The 16,267-nt window shown below is 70.7% G+C and carries 14 protein-coding genes; 2 read left to right on the forward strand and 12 right to left on the reverse strand.

Annotated elements, in window-relative coordinates; genetic code table 11:
* Positions 1-11: 11 nt before the first annotated feature.
* Together OHT01_RS09625 and OHT01_RS09630 are read right to left on the reverse strand one after the other, a co-directional pair.
* Positions 12-821: an SDR family oxidoreductase gene (locus OHT01_RS09625; RefSeq protein WP_328552709.1), complete on the reverse strand. Its 810-nt coding sequence runs from the start codon at positions 819-821 to the stop codon at positions 12-14.
* 8 nt (positions 822-829) lie between these two features.
* Positions 830-1,879: an N-acetylneuraminate synthase family protein gene (locus OHT01_RS09630; RefSeq protein WP_328552710.1), complete on the reverse strand. Its 1,050-nt coding sequence runs from the start codon at positions 1,877-1,879 to the stop codon at positions 830-832.
* Between the two features lie 275 nt (positions 1,880-2,154).
* Between OHT01_RS09630 and OHT01_RS09635 the strand changes: the two genes are divergently transcribed.
* A complete protein-coding gene (locus tag OHT01_RS09635) occupies positions 2,155-3,417 on the forward strand; it encodes an ATP-grasp domain-containing protein (protein ID WP_328552711.1) in 1,263 nt (420 codons plus the stop codon).
* Positions 3,414-4,688 (forward strand): ATP-grasp domain-containing protein, encoded by a 1,275-nt coding sequence (locus OHT01_RS09640; RefSeq protein ID WP_328552712.1) that lies wholly within the window; start codon positions 3,414-3,416, stop codon positions 4,686-4,688. The genes OHT01_RS09635 and OHT01_RS09640 overlap by 4 nt, the downstream gene beginning before the upstream one ends.
* Before the next feature lie 217 nt (positions 4,689-4,905).
* On the opposite strand, the gene OHT01_RS09645 is transcribed toward OHT01_RS09640, so the two are convergent.
* From OHT01_RS09645 to OHT01_RS09690, 10 genes are all read right to left on the reverse strand, one after another.
* Positions 4,906-5,310, reverse strand: coding sequence for an FKBP-type peptidyl-prolyl cis-trans isomerase (locus OHT01_RS09645; protein ID WP_328552713.1), 405 nt, complete (start codon positions 5,308-5,310; stop codon positions 4,906-4,908).
* Between the two features lie 208 nt (positions 5,311-5,518).
* Positions 5,519-6,520, reverse strand: coding sequence for a ketol-acid reductoisomerase (ilvC, locus tag OHT01_RS09650; protein ID WP_328552714.1), 1,002 nt, complete (start codon positions 6,518-6,520; stop codon positions 5,519-5,521).
* 53 nt (positions 6,521-6,573) lie between these two features.
* The gene (gene ilvN / locus OHT01_RS09655) at positions 6,574-7,140 is read right to left on the reverse strand and encodes an acetolactate synthase small subunit (RefSeq protein ID WP_328552715.1); all 567 of its coding nucleotides are present in this window, start codon (positions 7,138-7,140) and stop codon (positions 6,574-6,576) included.
* Between the two features lie 14 nt (positions 7,141-7,154).
* Complete coding sequence (locus tag OHT01_RS09660; protein WP_328552716.1) at positions 7,155-9,035, reverse strand: acetolactate synthase large subunit; 1,881 nt, start codon at positions 9,033-9,035, stop codon at positions 7,155-7,157.
* A gap of 57 nt (positions 9,036-9,092) precedes the next feature.
* Entirely contained in the window at positions 9,093-9,881 is a 789-nt protein-coding gene (locus OHT01_RS09665; protein ID WP_328552717.1) for a 4'-phosphopantetheinyl transferase family protein, read from the reverse strand.
* A gap of 40 nt (positions 9,882-9,921) precedes the next feature.
* On the reverse strand, positions 9,922-11,238 hold the full coding sequence (locus OHT01_RS09670; RefSeq protein WP_328552718.1) for an MFS transporter: 1,317 nt from the start codon (positions 11,236-11,238) through the stop codon (positions 9,922-9,924).
* A complete protein-coding gene (gene argH / locus OHT01_RS09675) occupies positions 11,235-12,842 on the reverse strand; it encodes an argininosuccinate lyase (RefSeq protein ID WP_328552719.1) in 1,608 nt (535 codons plus the stop codon). Before argH ends, OHT01_RS09670 begins: the two co-directional genes overlap by 4 nt.
* Positions 12,839-14,095 (reverse strand): ATP-grasp domain-containing protein, encoded by a 1,257-nt coding sequence (locus OHT01_RS09680; protein ID WP_328552720.1) that lies wholly within the window; start codon positions 14,093-14,095, stop codon positions 12,839-12,841. Before OHT01_RS09680 ends, argH begins: the two co-directional genes overlap by 4 nt.
* Positions 14,092-15,144 carry a PLP-dependent cysteine synthase family protein gene (locus OHT01_RS09685; RefSeq protein WP_328552721.1) on the reverse strand — a complete coding sequence of 351 codons (1,053 nt, stop codon included), beginning with the start codon at positions 15,142-15,144 and terminating at the stop codon, positions 14,092-14,094. Before OHT01_RS09685 ends, OHT01_RS09680 begins: the two co-directional genes overlap by 4 nt.
* 1 nt (position 15,145) lies before the next feature.
* The gene (locus OHT01_RS09690; RefSeq protein ID WP_328552722.1) at positions 15,146-16,063 is read right to left on the reverse strand and encodes a GHMP family kinase ATP-binding protein; all 918 of its coding nucleotides are present in this window, start codon (positions 16,061-16,063) and stop codon (positions 15,146-15,148) included.
* Positions 16,064-16,267 lie beyond the last annotated feature (204 nt).

The raw sequence follows: 16,267 nt of genomic DNA on the forward strand, positions 1-16,267 counted from the left end.
GAGACGGTGGCTCACCAGCACACGTAGCCGCCGTCGACCAGCAACTCGGTGCCGGTCACGTAGCTGCTCAGATCGGATGCGAGAAAGAGCAGGGGCCCGGTGAGGTCCGACGCCTCGGCCATACGGCGCAGTGGGACGCGGTCGCTGAACTTGCCGCGGAAGGCGGCGTCCTGACCGCCCAGTACTCCACCGGGGGAGAGCGTGTTGACCCGGACGCCCTGTCCGCCCCACAGCACCGCGAGGTAGCGGGTCAGCGCGGCCACGCCGGCCTTGGACATGCCGTAGGCGGGCGGTTTGATGAAGGGCGGGTCCTGCGGCAGATGCTCGTAGAGCCGCGGGTCCGGGGCCATGCTGCCGTAGAGCGAGCCGATGTTGATGACGGATCCGGCACCGCCCCGCGCCATCTCCGAACCGAACACCTGACAGGTCTTCAGGACTCCGAGGGCATTGACGTCCAGGATGGACGCGGACACCTCGGCGGGGATGTCACCGAACCGCCAGCTCTCGCCCGAGGTGTTCGGGGGCTGGTCGATGCCGGCGTTGTTCACGAGGATCTCCGGCGTCCCCACCGTGGCCAGGCACGAGTCGAGAGCGGCGCGGAGGGTGTCGGTCTCCGTGACATCGGCCTTCAGGAGCTGGAACCGGTGCGCGGGGTGACGGGAGAGCGTCTCCTCCAGGAGCGGCGGGACCGTCACGGTGCGGTCGATGCCCACGACGTCGGCGCCCGCGGCCAGCAGGGCGTCGACCCAGACCGCTCCGAGACGGCCCAGCACGCCGGTCACCACAGCGACCTTGCCGGTGAGGTCGATCTGCGTACCCATGGCGGCCCTCAGCCGAGCAGGGAGAGCTGGATGGCGTCGTCGGTGGCGAGCGGACTCAGCAGGGGGCGGCCGACTATCTCGTCGATGAAGTAGGGGCGAAGGCCGTCGCCGGGCGACTTGATGGCTATGTCCTCGAAGGTGAGGACCTCGCCGACGCTCAGATCGCGCGCGGCGACGAGCTTCTTGGACATCTTGCGCATGGCGGCGGCCTCGACCGGAAGCTGCTGCTTGTCCGGGCTGCCCAGGGCGCGGCGGGTCCGGTCGAGACCGGCCATCAGCTCCCGCAGGTGGCCCGCCTCCAGCGAGAAGTGGTGGTCGCTGCCGGGCAGGGTGCGGTCCATGGTGACGTGCTTCTCGATGATCCGGGCACCCAACGTGTAGGCGATCACGCTGGATTCGGATTCGATGTCATGCCCGGACAGTCCCACCACGACGTCCGGGAACGCCTCGCGGTACGTACTGATCACCCGCAGATTGAGCAGATCGGGCGTGGCGGGATAGGCCGCGGTGCACTGGAGCAGCGCGAGCTGGTCGGTGAGGGGAGCGACGGTGTCGACGGCCCGGCGCACCTCGTCCATGGTGGCGCCGCCGCTGCTGACGATGAGCGGGATACCCGTCTTGGCCGCATACGAGAGCAGAGGAGTGTTCGTCAGGTCGCCGGAAGCGATCTTGATGGCAGGAACACCGAGTTCCGCAAGGAAGTCAACGCTGGGGAAATCAAAAGCAGTTGCAAAGAAAGCAATTCCCAGATCGGCGGAAAGCTCGGCGAGCTGACGGTATTCGTCGGCCCCGAACTCGACAGCCTCGCGATGCGTGCCATAGGTGGCGCCGAAGCTGTTGCGGCCGGTGTAGGGCTCGTCGTACATCGCTTTGGTGAACAGCGCCTTGTTGTCACGCTTCTGCAGCTTCGCCGCGTGCGCGCCGGACTCGGCGGCCATGCGGATGAGCTCGGCCGCCTTCTCGACGTCCCCACCGTGATTGTGGCCGATCTCGGCTATGACATACGCATCGGAACTGTCCGTGATGCGTCGATCACCTATCGTGATTTCCTGGGCCATGAATGCGTTCCCCTATGTATGCGTTCCCCCATGGGGACGCGAAGCATGACACCAATCTCGCCTCCCCCCGGCGATTGACTGGCCGAACCGTAGCATGATCAAATCAGATTTGGTGCAGGCTTGTTTCTTGTCTCAACTCACTTACTCGTAATGGAAGTTGAAACCAAAAACATCGCATGGGCCACATCGACTTGACGAGCCGTCAGGGGGGCGGAACCGCCTCCCCTCCTCGCTTTGACGCGGCTTGGAGCTTCCCCACCGAGAGGCAAGTAACCGTGAGTATTCTGCTGCTGCACACGCGGAACCTCAGCCGCCGTAGGCACCTGGAGCGGGTCCGGGACTACGCCCAGGAGCACGGCGAGCGGCTGCTGATGGTCATGAAGGACGCCACCTGGGAAAGCGACTACGTCGACCGCGTGGTGTCGGCCGACACCACCAGCATCGAAGAGACCGTGGCCGCCGTCCGCGCGCTCGTCGCCACGGAGGACGAAGCCGTGAACGGCGTCGTCACTTTCGTCGAGCAAAGCGTTCCGGCAGCGGCAGCCGTGGCCGCCGAACTGAAGCTGCCGTCCATCGACGAGAAGGCCGCGTATCTCGCCCGCGACAAGTACGCGATGCGCAGCGCCTTCGGCGCGGCCGGGCTCGTACAACCGGAGTTCGCCCTCGCCGCGACCGTGGACGAAGCCGTCGAGAAGGCCGCCGGTCTCGGATATCCCCTGATCCTGAAGCCGCTGATCGGCGGGGGCAGCAAGTACGTCCGCCGCGTGGACGACGAGAAGGAACTGGCCGAGCACTTCGGGCCGCTCCAGAAGGGCGCCTGGACCGGCTTCGCCCATGACCCGCTGCACACCGGCACGCGTGAGCGGTACGGAGAGGTCCTGCTCATGGAGTCCTACGTACCGGGCTCCGAGATCAGTGTCGAATCACTCGTCCTCGACGGCGAGACCCGGGTCGTGGCCGTGCACGACAAGCCACTCCCGATGGAGGGCCCGTTCTTCGAAGAGGTCTACTACACGACCCCGACACGCCTGCCCGCCTCCCTGGTCGAGCAGATCACCGAGGGGGTCGACGCCGCCCACAAGGCGCTCGGCATCACCACCGGCGCCACACACACCGAGTTCCGCATCACCGCGGAGGGACAGCCGTACGTCCTGGAAACGGCGGCGCGACTCGGCGGCGGTCCTGTCTACCAGTCCGTTCTCGCGAGCACCGGCGTCGACATGGTCACGGGCCTGCTCGACCTGGCCACGGGACGGCAGCCGCGGACCGAGGTCCCCGCGGAGCCCACCCCGACCGGCTTCTACCTCTTCTTCGCCGAGCGTGCCGGTGAACTCGTCGGCGTCACAGGCCTGGACGGGGTCGAGGCCGACGAACGGGTGGGTGAGGTCATGCTCTACGGCCGTCCCGGCGACCAGGTGCTCGTGCCGCCCCACGCCTCGGCGGCGCACGGACACGTCCTCTTCTCCGCGCCCACCTTCGCGGCGGTCGACGCGGGGTTCCTCGAATTCCGTGACGCCATCACCGTGGACGTGCGATGAGGTTCCTGGTCCTCAACAGGACACCGCTCGGCGGACGCAGGTTCCCCGACTGGCTGGGTGACGATCACGAGGCCGTCCTCGTCACCGATCCGGCGGCCGTGTCGCAGGACCCCGATGTCCGCCGGGCCCAGCTCGCCGGTTACCTCCACAGCGAGCTGTTCGAAGGCTTCCACTTCAACCCGCTGGTGGAGGCGCGCGCCCTCGATCTCCACCGCACGTTCGGCTTCGACCGGATCATCGCCCTGTCGGAGTTCGACATCCTGCGCGCCGCCCGACTGCGCGGCCTGCTCGGCGCACCGGGCCAGGACGTGACCAGTGCCACGGCCTTTCGCGACAAGCTGACGATGAAGAGGATCCTGGAGCGGGCGGGCGTTCCGCTGGCTCCCTACGCGCCGGCGGCCCATCTCGACGACCTGCTCACATTCATCCGGGTCCACGACTATCCGGTGGTCGTCAAACCGCGTCGCGGCGGCGGCTCCATGGACGTGCACGTCCTGCGCGGCGAGGACGACCTGGTGGCACTGCTCGGCGCCGACGGCAGCCTGGGATCGGACGACGGCGCCCAACTGCTGGTGGAGAAGTACGTCGAGCACGAGCTCTTCCACGTCGACGGCATCGTCGTGGACGGGCAGGTGCGCCTGATGTGGCCGTCCTCCCAGGGAGAGACGACCTGCCTGGACATCAGGGAAGGCCGTGTCCTGCGCAGTTGCCTGCTCGATCCCGACGATGTCCTCCTCGATCCCTTGCGCAGTCTGACGCGGCAGGCGCTCGACGCGCTCCCCTCCCCCGGCACCTTCATGTTCCACGCCGAGATATTCCGGGACCGCGACGGTGACCTGCTGTTCAACGAGGTCGCCAGCCGCATGGGCGGAGGCATGATCGAGCAGGTGCTGGAATCGGGGTTCGGCGTCACGCTGCCCGAGGTCTATGTCCGGTCGCTCGCGGGCAACAAGCCGCCGTCGCTTCCGGACACTCCGCTGCGGATCGCGGGCCTCTCCCTCTTCCCGCCCCGTGAGGGAGAGCTGGTCTCCCTGCCCGGGACGTGCCCCGTCCCGGGCATCACCTCGTACCAGACCCATGCGGTGCCGGGAACTCGGCTGGCACCCGCCAGGTCGAGCGTGGAGAAGATCGCCTCCGTCCTGGCGGCGGGTGACACGCGCGCTGAGACCGAGAACGCGCTGACCGCCGCCGCGACATGGTTCGAGAGCGGCTCCGTCATCCGCGACGTTCGGCCGGAGCACCGCGAAGAGGGCCGGAAGGAAGAGGGCTAGGAACAGGGGCCGCCGGCCGGCGGGGCGACCAGCGGGATCGCCGCGCCGGGGGCCCTGGCGACCAGCGGGATCTCCATGCCCGGATCCGACGACCGGCGGGATCTCCACGCCGGGATCCGGCCGGCGTCGGCCCGGACGCGGGTGTGACGGTGGACGGGACCGCCGTCGGCTGATCGAGATCATTCAGGCTGAGGGCTGTCCCGTGATCCCCGGTGGATCAGGCCCTGCTCCACCCGGTCGTGCTGGAATACGAGTCCAGCAGGTCCACCACGAAGACCAGGGTCGAGCCCGCCGGGATCAGCGGCGAGGGCGACTGGTTGCCGTAGCCCAGACGCGGGGGAACGATGATCTCGCGCCGGCCGCCGACCTTCATCCCCCTCACCCCCCGGTCCCAGCCCTTGATGACCTTGCCGCCGCCCAGGGTGAACTTGTACGGCTCACCGCGGTCCCAGGAGGCGTCGAACTCCTTCCCGGACGCGAAGGCCACCCCGACGTAGTGGACCCTGACCACCATGCCCGGCTTCACCTCGGCCCCGTCCCCGACGACCAGGTCCCGGATGGTCAGCTCGGTCGGAGCGTCACCCTCCGGAACGTCGACCTCGGGCTTGGTCGGTTCACTCATTGCAGCCTCATCAGGTTCCGTCGGAAGCCGTCGCACGGATCAGCCGGACACATGGACACTCCACGCAGCCGATGGTCACGCTACCGAGCGTGCCGGCCCCTGGAGCACACCGGATCCGGCGAACGAGACGAGATGTCGGCCGAACGGGGGCGTCGCCACGAGGAGCGGCGGGGTCGGTTCCCTGTCGGGCCGACCCCGTCGTCGTCCCTCATGCCTCCCCGTCGTTCACCCACGACATGAGCTTGCGGAGCTCCTTGCCGGTGGTCTCCAGGAGGTGGTTCTCGTCCTGGGTCTTGTACTCGTCGTACTTCTTCAGACCCGAGTGGTACTCGTCCATCCAGTTACGGGCGAAGGTGCCGTCCTGGATCTCGGCGAGGATCTGCTTCATCTCGGCCTTGGTGGCGTCCGTGATGATCCGCGGGCCGGTGATGTAGTCGCCCCACTCGGCGGTCTCGGAGACGGACCAGCGCATCTTCTCCAGGCCGCCCTCGTACATCAGGTCGACGATCAGCTTCAGCTCGTGCAGGCACTCGAAGTACGCGATCTCCGGCTGGTAGCCGGCCTCGGTCAGCGTCTCGAAACCGGCCTTCACCAGCGCGGCCGTACCACCACAGAGAACGGCCTGCTCACCGAACAGGTCGGTCTCGGTCTCCTCGGTGAACGTCGTCTTGATGACACCGGCACGCGTGCCGCCGATCGCCTTCGCGTACGACAGGGTGAGCGCGAAGGCGTTGCCGGTCGCGTCCTGCTCGACGGCCGCGATGCACGGAACCCCGCGGCCCTCCTCGTACTGACGGCGCACCAGGTGACCCGGCCCCTTCGGGGCGACCATGCAGACGTCGATCCCGGCCGGCGGCTTGATGAAGTCGAAGCGGATGTTCAGGCCGTGGCCGAAGAACAGCGCGTCGCCGTCGTCGAGGTTGTCCTTGATGGACTCCTCGTAGACCTGGGCCTGGATCGGGTCCGGCACCAGGATCATGATGACGTCGGCCTCGGCCGCGGCCTCCGACGGCGTCACCACGCGCAGGCCCTGCTCCTCGGCCTTCGCCTTGGACTTGGACCCCTCGTGCAGACCGACGCGGACGTCCACACCCGAGTCACGCAGCGACAGCGCGTGGGCGTGGCCCTGGCTGCCGTAGCCGATGACCGCGACCTTGCGGCCCTGGATGACGGACAGGTCGGCATCGGCGTCGTAGAACAGCTCGGCCATGAGGTAGCTCCGTATTCCTTATGGGTAAGTGGGTATTCGGGTGGCCGGCGGTGTCAGGCGCTCTGTGCGGCCGTCGCCGTCGCGGCCGAGGTGATACGTACCGTGCGGGTCTCGCGGACGCCTCGCTCCGTCAGGGAGCGGGAGCCGCGGCCGATGGCGATCGCGCCGGACTGCACCAGTTCCTTGATGCCGAACTGGGCGAGCATCCGCAGCATCGCGTCGAGCTTGTCGCCGGCTCCGGTGGCCTCCAGCGTGACCGCGTCGGGGGCCACGTCCACGGTCCGGGCGCGGAACAGGTCGGCGATCTCGATGATCTGGGAGCGCGTGGTGTTGTCGGCGCGCACCTTCACGAGGACGAGTTCGCGCTGGACCGCGCCCGAGGCCTCCAGTTCGGCGACCTTCAGTACGTTGACGAGCTTGTTGAGCTGCTTGGTCACCTGTTCCAGGGAGAGTTCGTCGTCGACCCGGACGACGACCGTGACGCGGGAGAGGTCCGGGTGCTCGGTGGTGCCCACGGCGAGCGAGTCGATGTTGAAGCCGCGCCGCGAGAACAGGGCGGCGATCCGGGCCAGGATGCCGGGGGTGTTCTCGACCAGGACGGAGAGCGTGTGCTGGGACATGTCGGAGGGTCCTCTCAGTCGTCCGCGGCGTCGCCGAAGTCGGGACGTACGTCACGGGCGGCCATGATGTCGTCGTTGGAAGTACCGGCCGGGATCATCGGCCACACCATCGCGTCCTCGTGGACGATGAAGTCCACCACCACCGGACGGTCGGTGACCGAGTTGGCCTTGTCGATGACCGCGTCCAGCTCGTCCGGGGACTCGCAGCGCAGGCCCACACAGCCCATCGCCTCGGCGAGGAGGACGAAGTCCGGGACGCGGGTGCCCCGGTTGGCGGCGGAGCCCACACCCCGGGTGGAGCCGGTCGCGGCGTTCGTCGCACCGTCGTGCAGCACGGTGTTGGAGAAGCGCGCGCCGTAGAAGAGGTTCTGCCACTGCCGGACCATCCCGAGGGCGCCGTTGTTGATGACGGCGACCTTGACCGGGATGTTGTTCAGGGCGCAGGTGACCAGTTCCTGGTTGGTCATCTGGAAGCAGCCGTCGCCGTCGATCGCCCACACGGTGCGGTCGGGGCGCCCGGCCTTGGCGCCCATCGCGGCCGGCACCGCGTAGCCCATCGTCCCCGCGCCGCCGGAGTTGAACCAGGTTCCCGGTTCCTCGTGCGGCAGGAACTGCGCCGCCCACATCTGGTGCTGGCCCACCCCGGAGGCGAACAGGGTTCCCTCGGGAGCGAGTTGACCGATGCGTTCGATGACCTGCTGCGGGGAGAGCGAGCCGTCGGCGGGCAGTTCGTAGCCACGGGGGTAGGTGTCCCGCCAGCGGCCCAGGTCCTGCCACCATGCGGTGTGGTCGCCCGCGTCGCCCTCCTTGTACTCCTCGCGTACGGCGGCCGCCAGCGCGCTGATCACCTCGCGGGCGTCGCCGACGATCGGCACGTCGGCGGCGCGGTTCTTGCCGATCTCCGCCGGGTCGATGTCGGCGTGCACGACCTTGGCGTACGGCGCGAAGCTGTCCAGCTTGCCGGTGACCCGGTCGTCGAAGCGGGCTCCGAGGGCGACGATCAGGTCGGCCTTCTGCAGGGCCGCGACGGCGGGCACGTCGCCGTGCATGCCGGGCATGCCCAGATGCTGCGGATGACTGCCCGGGAAGGCGCCGAGCGCCATCAGGGTGGTGACCACGGGGACCCCGGTCAGCTCCGCGAGGTCGCGCAGTTCGGCGGTGGCGTGCGCCTTGAGGACGCCTCCGCCGACGTAGAGGACCGGCCGCTCGGACGAGGTGATGAGCCGTGCCGCCTCGCGGATCTGCCGGGGGTGCGGGCGGGTCCGCGGACGGTAGCCGGGGAGCTGGACGGCCTGGGGCCAGGAGAAGACGGTCTGCGCCTGGAGGGCGTCCTTGGTGATGTCGACCAGGACCGGTCCTGGACGGCCGGTGGAGGCCAGATGGAAGGCCTCCGCGATCGTCCGCGGGATGTCCTCGGCCTGGGTGACCAGGAAGTTGTGCTTGGTGATCGGCATCGTGATGCCGACGATGTCCGCCTCCTGGAAGGCGTCCGTGCCGATCGACCTCGACGGCACCTGGCCCGTGATCGCCACGAGCGGTACGGAGTCCATGTGCGCGTCGGCGATCGGCGTGACGAGGTTGGTCGCGCCGGGACCGGAGGTGGCGATGCACACGCCGACCTTTCCGGTGGCCTGCGCGTAACCGGTGGCCGCGTGTCCGGCGCCCTGTTCGTGCCGGACCAGGACGTGGCGGAGCCTGGCCGAGTCCATCATCGGGTCGTAGGCGGGCAGGATCGCCCCGCCGGGAATCCCGAACACGGTGTCCGCGCCGACCTCTTCGAGGGAGCGGATCAGGGACTGGGCGCCGGTCATCGGCTCGCTCGGGGCGGAGGCGGACTCCTGGGCCCGCATCCGTGGAGGGTGGGCCGCGGGGGCCTGCTGCACAGCGTTCGGCATCGTGGATTCCCAAGGTTCGTAGGGCTGTTGGTGTGGGTGAGAGCGTGGTGTGCGGAGTCAGGTGAGGGTCCCTCCCGTCAGGAGCGCGGGCGGGGGTGCGCGCACCAGGTCGGCCGCCTGCGGTCCGAAGAGCCGGGTGACGGTCGGGCCGGCCGCGGTGAGTTCGCCGCGTACCGCCACCGCCGCCGCGTAGCCCCGGTCCACCGGAACGTCCAGCAGGGTCCAGCCGGACGGCGGGTACGGACCCGCGGGTGTGCCGGAGCCGACGTAGTCGAGGGACGGATCGCGGCCCAGTCCGGTGCCGAGGCCTTTGAGGTAGGCCTCCTTGCGGGTCCACAGCCTCGCCAGTGCGCGGGGCCGCAACGCCGGTGCGAGAGCGGCCAGTTCCTCCTGCTCGGCCACGTGCAGCATCGAGGCCAGTTCGGCGGTGGCCGTCTGGTCCGACACCAGGTCGACATCCACGCCGATCGGCGCCATGGCCGTACCGACGAGGGCGAGATCGCCACGGTGGGAGAGCGAGAAGAACAGGTCGTCACGGCCCGCGCCGAGCACGGTGGGCCGGCCGTGCGGGCCGCCGCAGCAGGGACAGGTGTCCCGGCCGAAGTGGATCTCCTCGGGGCGCCGGCGCAGATACGCCCCGAGGAGCCGCCGCAGTGCGACATGCGCGGCCGTGAACCTGGTTCGGTCGGCCGTGTGCATGAGGGCGGCGGCACGTCGGCGCTCGGTCGCATCGAGCACCGCCTCGTCCAGGATGCCGACGGGGACATCCGAGACCCTCAGGAGCCAGAGGTCGAGTGAGCCAGGGGGTGGCAGCTCACGGGCGACCCACGGCATTGTTCCTTCCACGGGGTCTCTCCTGTTCGTACTCGAAGGGGCCGGTCGGGCCTCATGAGCCACCGGGTGCGGTGGCCGGCGCGGTGGGCAGGTCGTGCCGTGCGCGCAGGGGACCGATCAGCAGCAACAGGGGGCTGACCGCGAGACCGGCGGTCAGCAGCCACAGCGTCGGCCTGAGCCCGAGCGCCGTGCCGAGCACGCCGCCGAGCAGGGAACCGAACGGAATGGCGCCGAAGTTGGCCACCGAGATGCAGGCCGTGATGCGGCCGAGCAGCTGGGGTGGGCAGTACCGCTGGCGGAACGCGCCCTGGATCACATTGGCGAGGACCACACCGAGGGCGAGGAGGGCGCTGCCCGCCGCGAGCGCGGCGAGCATCCAGCCCTTCCCGCCCATCGGGATCAGCAGTGCGAAGGGGGCCGTGGCGGCGGTGGCCACCAGCAGACCGCGTGCGGTGCCCCAGCGGGCGGTGACCCGCTTGGCACCGGTCGCGCCGAGGATGCCGCCGACGCTGCTGGAGGCCAGCAGCCAGCCGACGGCGCTCTCGGGCACAGCCAGCTGCCGGATCATGAAGACCGGCAGGATCGCCTGATACGCCGTCAGCAGCAGGTTGGTGACGGTGCCGTAGGCGGTCAGCACACGCAGGTACGGGTCGCGCACCGTGTACTGGAGGCCCTCGCGGATGTCCTGACGCAGCGGGGTGCGCTCCGGGGGCCGCTCGGGCCGGGGTTCCCGGCTGCGGATGCCGAGCAGGCACAGCGCCGAGACGAGGAAGGTGCCGGCGTTGGCCAGCAGGCCCGACACGGCGCCGAAGCCCTGCGCGAGCAGACCGCCGCCGCCGAGTCCGGCGACCTGGGCCACCGACTCGCTGCCCTGCAACTTGGCGTTGGCGTCCTGGAGTTGGTCCCGGTGCACGATGGAGGGCACGTACACCTTGTACGAGATCCCGAAGAACACCGCGGCGAGGCCGTTGAGGAGCGCCACGACGAGCAGGTGGGTCATGGTGAGCATGCCGAACCAGGCCGCGACGGGCACGCTCGCGAGCAGCACCAGCGAGCCGAGGTTGCACACGAGCATCAGCGGCCGGCGGCGCATCCGGTCCACCCAGGCGCCGGCCGGCAGGCCGATCAGCAGCCAGGGCAGCCAGGGTGCGGCGGCCAGCACACTCACGCTGAGCGTGCTGGCGTTCAGGGTGACCACGGCGACCAGGGGCATGGAGACCGTGGTGATGTTGATGCCGACCCGGTTGGTCGTCTCGCCGAGCCAGAGGAGGCGGAAGTCGCGGTGCCGGGACAGGTCGGGGCGGGGGGTGGCGAGCGTGGCGGTCGGGGTGGCGTCCATGGCCTCTTTCCTGGTGGTGTCCGTGCTCATGCCGCTGCCGCCTTCTGTACGGCCTCGGCGAGTTGGGCCCCGGCGTCCGACCAGCGGTCTCGGCGTGCGGTCGACTCGGCGCGGTGGGCGGCGAGCCGGCGGCGCAGCGGTGGCAGCCCGTCCGTCCCCGGTCCGCCTCCGTGGGCGCAGGCGGCGGCCACGCGGTCGGGGGCGAGGTCGGGGGTGAGGGCGCCCTCGAAGCGGGCGGTCTCCTCCAGGGAGCGGCCGGAGTCGAGCGCGGCCAGCACGGTCTCGCCGACCAGGTGGTGCGCGGCCCGGAACGGCATGCCCTCCAGGACCAGCCGTTCCGCCAGGTACGTCGCCGCGGTGAACCCCTCGCGGGCCCGCGCGGCCATCCGCTCCGGCAGCGGTTCGGTGCCCGCCACCACCAGCCGCAGCAGCGTCACGGCGTCGGTCGTGTCGCTCAGGCCGGGCCACAGGTGGCGCATGGCCTCGGTGCCGACGGCGATGGCGTTGGTGTAGCCGGCGGTGGTCATGGCCGAGGCCGCGCCCACGAAGGCGCCGAGGCTCGCGGTGGAACGGCCCTGGATGTGTTCGAGCAGGAACGGGTTGCGCTTCTGCGGCATCATCGAGCTGGAGCCGACCAGGGTGTCGGCCACCCGCAGCAGCGCCGCCTCCTCGGACGTCCACACGCTCAGGTCGCGGGCGACCCGGGCGAGTGTGACACCGAGCATCGCGGACGTGGAGAGCAGGTTCAGCGCGAAATCCCTGGAGGCCACGGCGTCCACCGAGTTGGGGGCGGCCTCGGTGAACCCCAGGAGCTGGGCGGTGCGTTCGGGGTCGACGGGCACGGAGGTGCCGCCGATCGCGCCGGCGCCCAGCGGGTTCACGTCCAACTGGCGTCCGGCGTCGAGAAGTTCGCCGTAGGCGCGCAGCACGGCGACTGCGACCCCGGTCAGATAGTGCCCGTAGGTGATCGGAACGGCGGGCTGGCCGTGGGTGTACGCCGGCATGGTCACGTCCGCGTACCGGTCGGCCTTCTCCAGCAGTACGGCGGCCAGCCGGTCCACCGCGTCCAGCAGGGCCAGGTAGGGAGTGCGGGCCTTCAGCCGGGCGGTGGTGGCGTTGAGGTCGTTGCGGGAGCGGCCGGTGTGCAGGATGCCGCCGGTCTCGTCGCCCAACTGCTCGATCAGGAAGCCCTCGTAGGCCAGATACACCCCGCGCGGCATCGGACGCCCGCGCACCGGCCCGAAGTTCTCCGCGCGCAGTTGTTCCACGGCCCGCAGCAGAGCGGCGGCCCGGGCGGGGTCCACGACTCCGCGCTCGCCGAGCATGATCAGGTGGGCCCGGTCCACCTCGCTGATGCGGCGCAGCTCGCCGCCCAGCGGATCCGCCGACTCCTCGGACACGTACTGGTCGTAGACGATGGCGTGCGCCTCGGGATCCAGGGCCGAGCTGAGCCGTCCGGTGGCGACTCCGTCACGCGCGGGGGCGGTGGTCGTACGAGGTCCTTGGGGGCGGGAGGCGGCCGGCGCCGGTGCGCCCGGCACCGGCGAGGGCGCGGGGTCGGGGTTCCGCGCCGGCCCGGTGTTCGGGTCGAAGCCCGCCCGCTCGTCGGTCCCGTGCCTGCTCACGGCGGTCATGTCAGCGCCTCCTGCCGTTCCGGTGCCGCGTACGACACCGCCTCCGCGAGCGCGTCGACGCCCTGGGCCGCCGCGTCGGCGGCCTGCGCCGGGTGGTCCGCGAGGGCGATGACGTGGCCGAGGCGGCCGCGGAAGTCGGTGGCGGGGCCGACGGGTTCGCCGGGTGCCCGGTAGAGGGTCGCCTCGACGACACCCGGGACGCGGCGGGCGCGTTCGGCGGCCTCGAACAGGTCGGGGGCGAGGATGCCGTCGCGGTCGACGGTGAGGAAGCGGATCGAGGCGCGGCCGTACCTGCTGCGCTCCGGGTCGGCCGGGCGGCCGAGCGCGGCCAGCACCTGCGCGCGCACCAGGTCGACGCCGACGACCCTGCGCACCAGTTCGGGGATCATGCCCCCGGCCAGCCGCGGGTTGACCTCGATGACCTTCGCGGCGGGACCGTCGAGCCGTAGCTCCACATGGGCCGCGCCCCAGCCGAGACCGAGGGCCGTGACGGCGCGCACCGCGGTCCGGCGCAGCTCGCGCTCCAGGTCCGCCGGGAGCGCCGCCGGCACGTCGTGGCCGACCTCGACGAACGCGGGCAGCGGGCCGACGTGCTTGGCGACGGTCACCACGGCCTCGGTGCCGAACACCTCGACCGAGAACTCCGCGCCGGTCAGATACTCCTCGACCAGGATCCGGCCGGGTGTCGCCACCCCGCGCTCGTTCGTGGTCGCCGCCAGCAGGGTGCGCGCGTGCCCGGCCACCTCTTCGTGGTCGGCGCACAGCCGCACGCCCAGGCTGCCGGAGCCCTGGACCGGCTTGACCACGACGGGCAGGCGGGCCGCCGCCGCGGCCGACACCGCCGCGTCCACCCGGTCCACGATCGCGAAGCCCGGCACGCCCACCCCGGCCGCGGCGAGCATGCGCCGCTGCCGGCCCTTGTCCCGCACGGCCCGCACCGCGTCGGCGGAGGGGCCGGGAAGGCCGAGGCGGGCGGCCAGCTCCGCCGCGGCCGAAACGTAGTACTCGGAGCTGGTCAGCACGCCCGCGATCGGCGTCTCGGCGGCCAACAGGGCTGCCATCGAGCGCAGTTCGCTCTCGTCGGAGGTGTCCACGACCACGGTCCGCAGACCGTCCTCGGCCGCGTACGGATAGCGGGCCGGGTCCGCGCTCAACAGGACGGGAACCACGCCGAGTTCGGCCGCCCGTCGGGCGAACAGCCTTCCGGTGCCTGTGGTGTTGGACTCCACCAGGAGCAGCAGTCCCCCGTTCATGACGCGATCTCCGGCATCATCACGTCGTCGAAGCCGCGCCGCGCCCACAGCAGCCGGGACCAGACCGGCGGCGCGTCCAGCGGGTGCTCCACGGTGACCGGGCCGCCGCCCGGCGCGGGTGCCGGGACGATGTTCTGCTCGCGCAGCCAGACGTCGTTGTAGACGGTGGACTGGTAGCGGTAGCCCTCGTCGGGCAGCACCATCACCACCGTGCTGTCCGGGTTCTGTGCCGCCCACCAGGACGCCACCTGGAAGGACGCGCCGCTGGTCGGGCCCATGAACAGGCCGTGGGTGCGGTAGAGCTCGTGCGTCGCGTGGAACGCCTCGGCGGCGGTCACCCAGTGCGCCTCGTCGTACGCCGAGTGCCGCACGTTGCCCGGGTGGATGCTGCTGCCCAGACCGCGCAGGGTGCGCGGGGCGTCCGGGGTGCCGAAGATGATGCTGCCGTGGGTGTCGACGCCGGCCAGGTGCAACTGCGGGTTGGCGGGCCGCAGGGCGGCGGCGAGCCCGCCCGTCGAACCGCCCGAACCGACCGGTCCCACCAGGCAGTCGACAGCGCCGACGGTGTCACCGATCAGGTCGGCGACGATCCCGTAGGCCCCCGGGTTGTCGGGGTTGTCGTACTGGCCGGGGACGAACGCGTCCGGCCGCTGCCGGCACAGCTCGGCCACCCGGGCCAGCCGGGCGCCCTGGATGCCGCCGGGCTGGCCGGTGTGCTGGACGATCTCCACCGTCGTGCCGAGCATCTCCAGTCTGGTGCGCAGTTCCTGGTCGATGGCGGAGTCGCCGACGATGGTCAGCGGGTAGCCGCGCAGCCCGCACACCATGGCCAGGCCGAGCGCGAAGGTTCCGGAGGAGGTCTCGATGACCGGGGTGCCCGGGGTGAGCACCCCGGCGGCCTCGGCCCGGTCGATGATGTAGCGGGCGGGCAGCAGCTTCATGAGGCTGAAGGCCGCAGCGTAGAGGTTGTCGCTCACCTTGATGATGCGTGGCAGCTCGGTGGCCTCCACGATCGAGGAGTGAGCCTTGGGGAGGATCGTCGTCGTCATGTCAGTCACCCGTTGTGTAGTTCCACTGCTCGTCGATACCGGTGCCGCGCAGGAGTTCCTGCGCCCGTGCGGTGCGCGCCTCGACCTCGGGGTCGTCCCGGTCGAAGAGGAGCCCCGCGATGTCCCCGCTGTGTGCCACCTGCACGCCGACGGCGCCGCAGGTCCGCTGGATGTCCCGGATCCGGTCGAAGCCCGGAACCGGCAGATGCCGCTGGTTGATCTCCGCGCTCGCCGTCGCCACCGAGCCGAGCAGGGCGACGTCCTTCATCTGGATGGCCTCGCGCAGCATGTCCCGCAGGACGGCGAACCGCTCGGCCTCGGCCCCGTCGTAGCGGGCCGGCGGGAGGGCCAGCGTGTCGACGCCCTTGCCGCGGTTGGACGGCCGTGAGCCGAAGCCCAGCACCCGCAGCGGCGGCATCCGGTAGCCGAAGTCCTCGATGACGGTGCCCTCGCGCTGGGCGAACAGCACGGTGGAGTCCTCGAACATCAGCGAGTCCGAGGCGGTCTCCGCGCGCACCGCCAGCCGGGCCACCACCCGCGGCGGCAGCGGATCGGCGAAGGCGTCCTTCACGGCCCAGATGGCCGACAGCACATCGCTGGTCGAGGAGCCGAAGCCGCGGCACAGCGGCACGTCCCCGGTCAGCTCCAGATGTCCGCCGACCGCTCCGGCGCCGGCCGGCACCACCTCCCGCACGGCCAGTTCGGCCGCGCGCCGCGCCTTTCCCTTCCAGCCCGGCGACACGGTGACCTCGGCGCCGGGAGCCGGCGTGAAGGTCGCCCGGGTCGAGTGAAGGGTGCTGGGCAGCGTCACGAGCCCGCGCACGGAACCCTCTCGGCCGGTGAAGACACCCTGCAGAATCTCGCCGTGATGGACGGGGGCCGAAGCTGCCCCGACACGCCAGTCGGAATGATCCACCATGTCCTTGACCTTCTGTTGCCGGTGAAGCCGTGACCTGCGGACGCCATCACGCTACGGAGGCCGCGGGCCCCCGTCCGGCGGCAAGAGCGGCAGGTTGTGGGCGGTTGGCGGCGGACCCCCGACGCGCACACGGCCGCTCCGGGGCTCGCGTCGCACGCACGACAACGCCCGGACCCGCGACGCGCGCACACGAAGATGCCCGGA

Source organism: Streptomyces sp. NBC_00358 (assembly GCF_036099295.1).
Classification (GTDB): domain Bacteria; phylum Actinomycetota; class Actinomycetes; order Streptomycetales; family Streptomycetaceae; genus Streptomyces.

Excerpts from the sequence above, each read along its gene's own strand:
- OHT01_RS09625 (WP_328552709.1), bottom strand. The coding sequence starts at position 821 with ATGGGTACGCAGATCGACCTCACCGGCAAGGTCGCTGTGGTGACCGGC.
- OHT01_RS09630 (WP_328552710.1), bottom strand. The coding sequence starts at position 1,879 with ATGGCCCAGGAAATCACGATAGGTGATCGACGCATCACGGACAGTTCC.
- OHT01_RS09640 (WP_328552712.1), top strand. The coding sequence starts at position 3,414 with ATGAGGTTCCTGGTCCTCAACAGGACACCGCTCGGCGGACGCAGGTTC.
- OHT01_RS09645 (WP_328552713.1), bottom strand. The coding sequence starts at position 5,310 with ATGAGTGAACCGACCAAGCCCGAGGTCGACGTTCCGGAGGGTGACGCT.
- ilvC (WP_328552714.1), bottom strand. The coding sequence starts at position 6,520 with ATGGCCGAGCTGTTCTACGACGCCGATGCCGACCTGTCCGTCATCCAG.
- ilvN (WP_328552715.1), bottom strand. The coding sequence starts at position 7,140 with ATGTCCCAGCACACGCTCTCCGTCCTGGTCGAGAACACCCCCGGCATC.
- OHT01_RS09660 (WP_328552716.1), bottom strand. The coding sequence starts at position 9,035 with ATGCCGAACGCTGTGCAGCAGGCCCCCGCGGCCCACCCTCCACGGATG.
- OHT01_RS09670 (WP_328552718.1), bottom strand. The coding sequence starts at position 11,238 with ATGAGCACGGACACCACCAGGAAAGAGGCCATGGACGCCACCCCGACC.
- argH (WP_328552719.1), bottom strand. The coding sequence starts at position 12,842 with ATGACCGCCGTGAGCAGGCACGGGACCGACGAGCGGGCGGGCTTCGAC.
- OHT01_RS09680 (WP_328552720.1), bottom strand. The coding sequence starts at position 14,095 with ATGAACGGGGGACTGCTGCTCCTGGTGGAGTCCAACACCACAGGCACC.
- OHT01_RS09685 (WP_328552721.1), bottom strand. The coding sequence starts at position 15,144 with ATGACGACGACGATCCTCCCCAAGGCTCACTCCTCGATCGTGGAGGCC.
- OHT01_RS09690 (WP_328552722.1), bottom strand. The coding sequence starts at position 16,063 with ATGGTGGATCATTCCGACTGGCGTGTCGGGGCAGCTTCGGCCCCCGTC.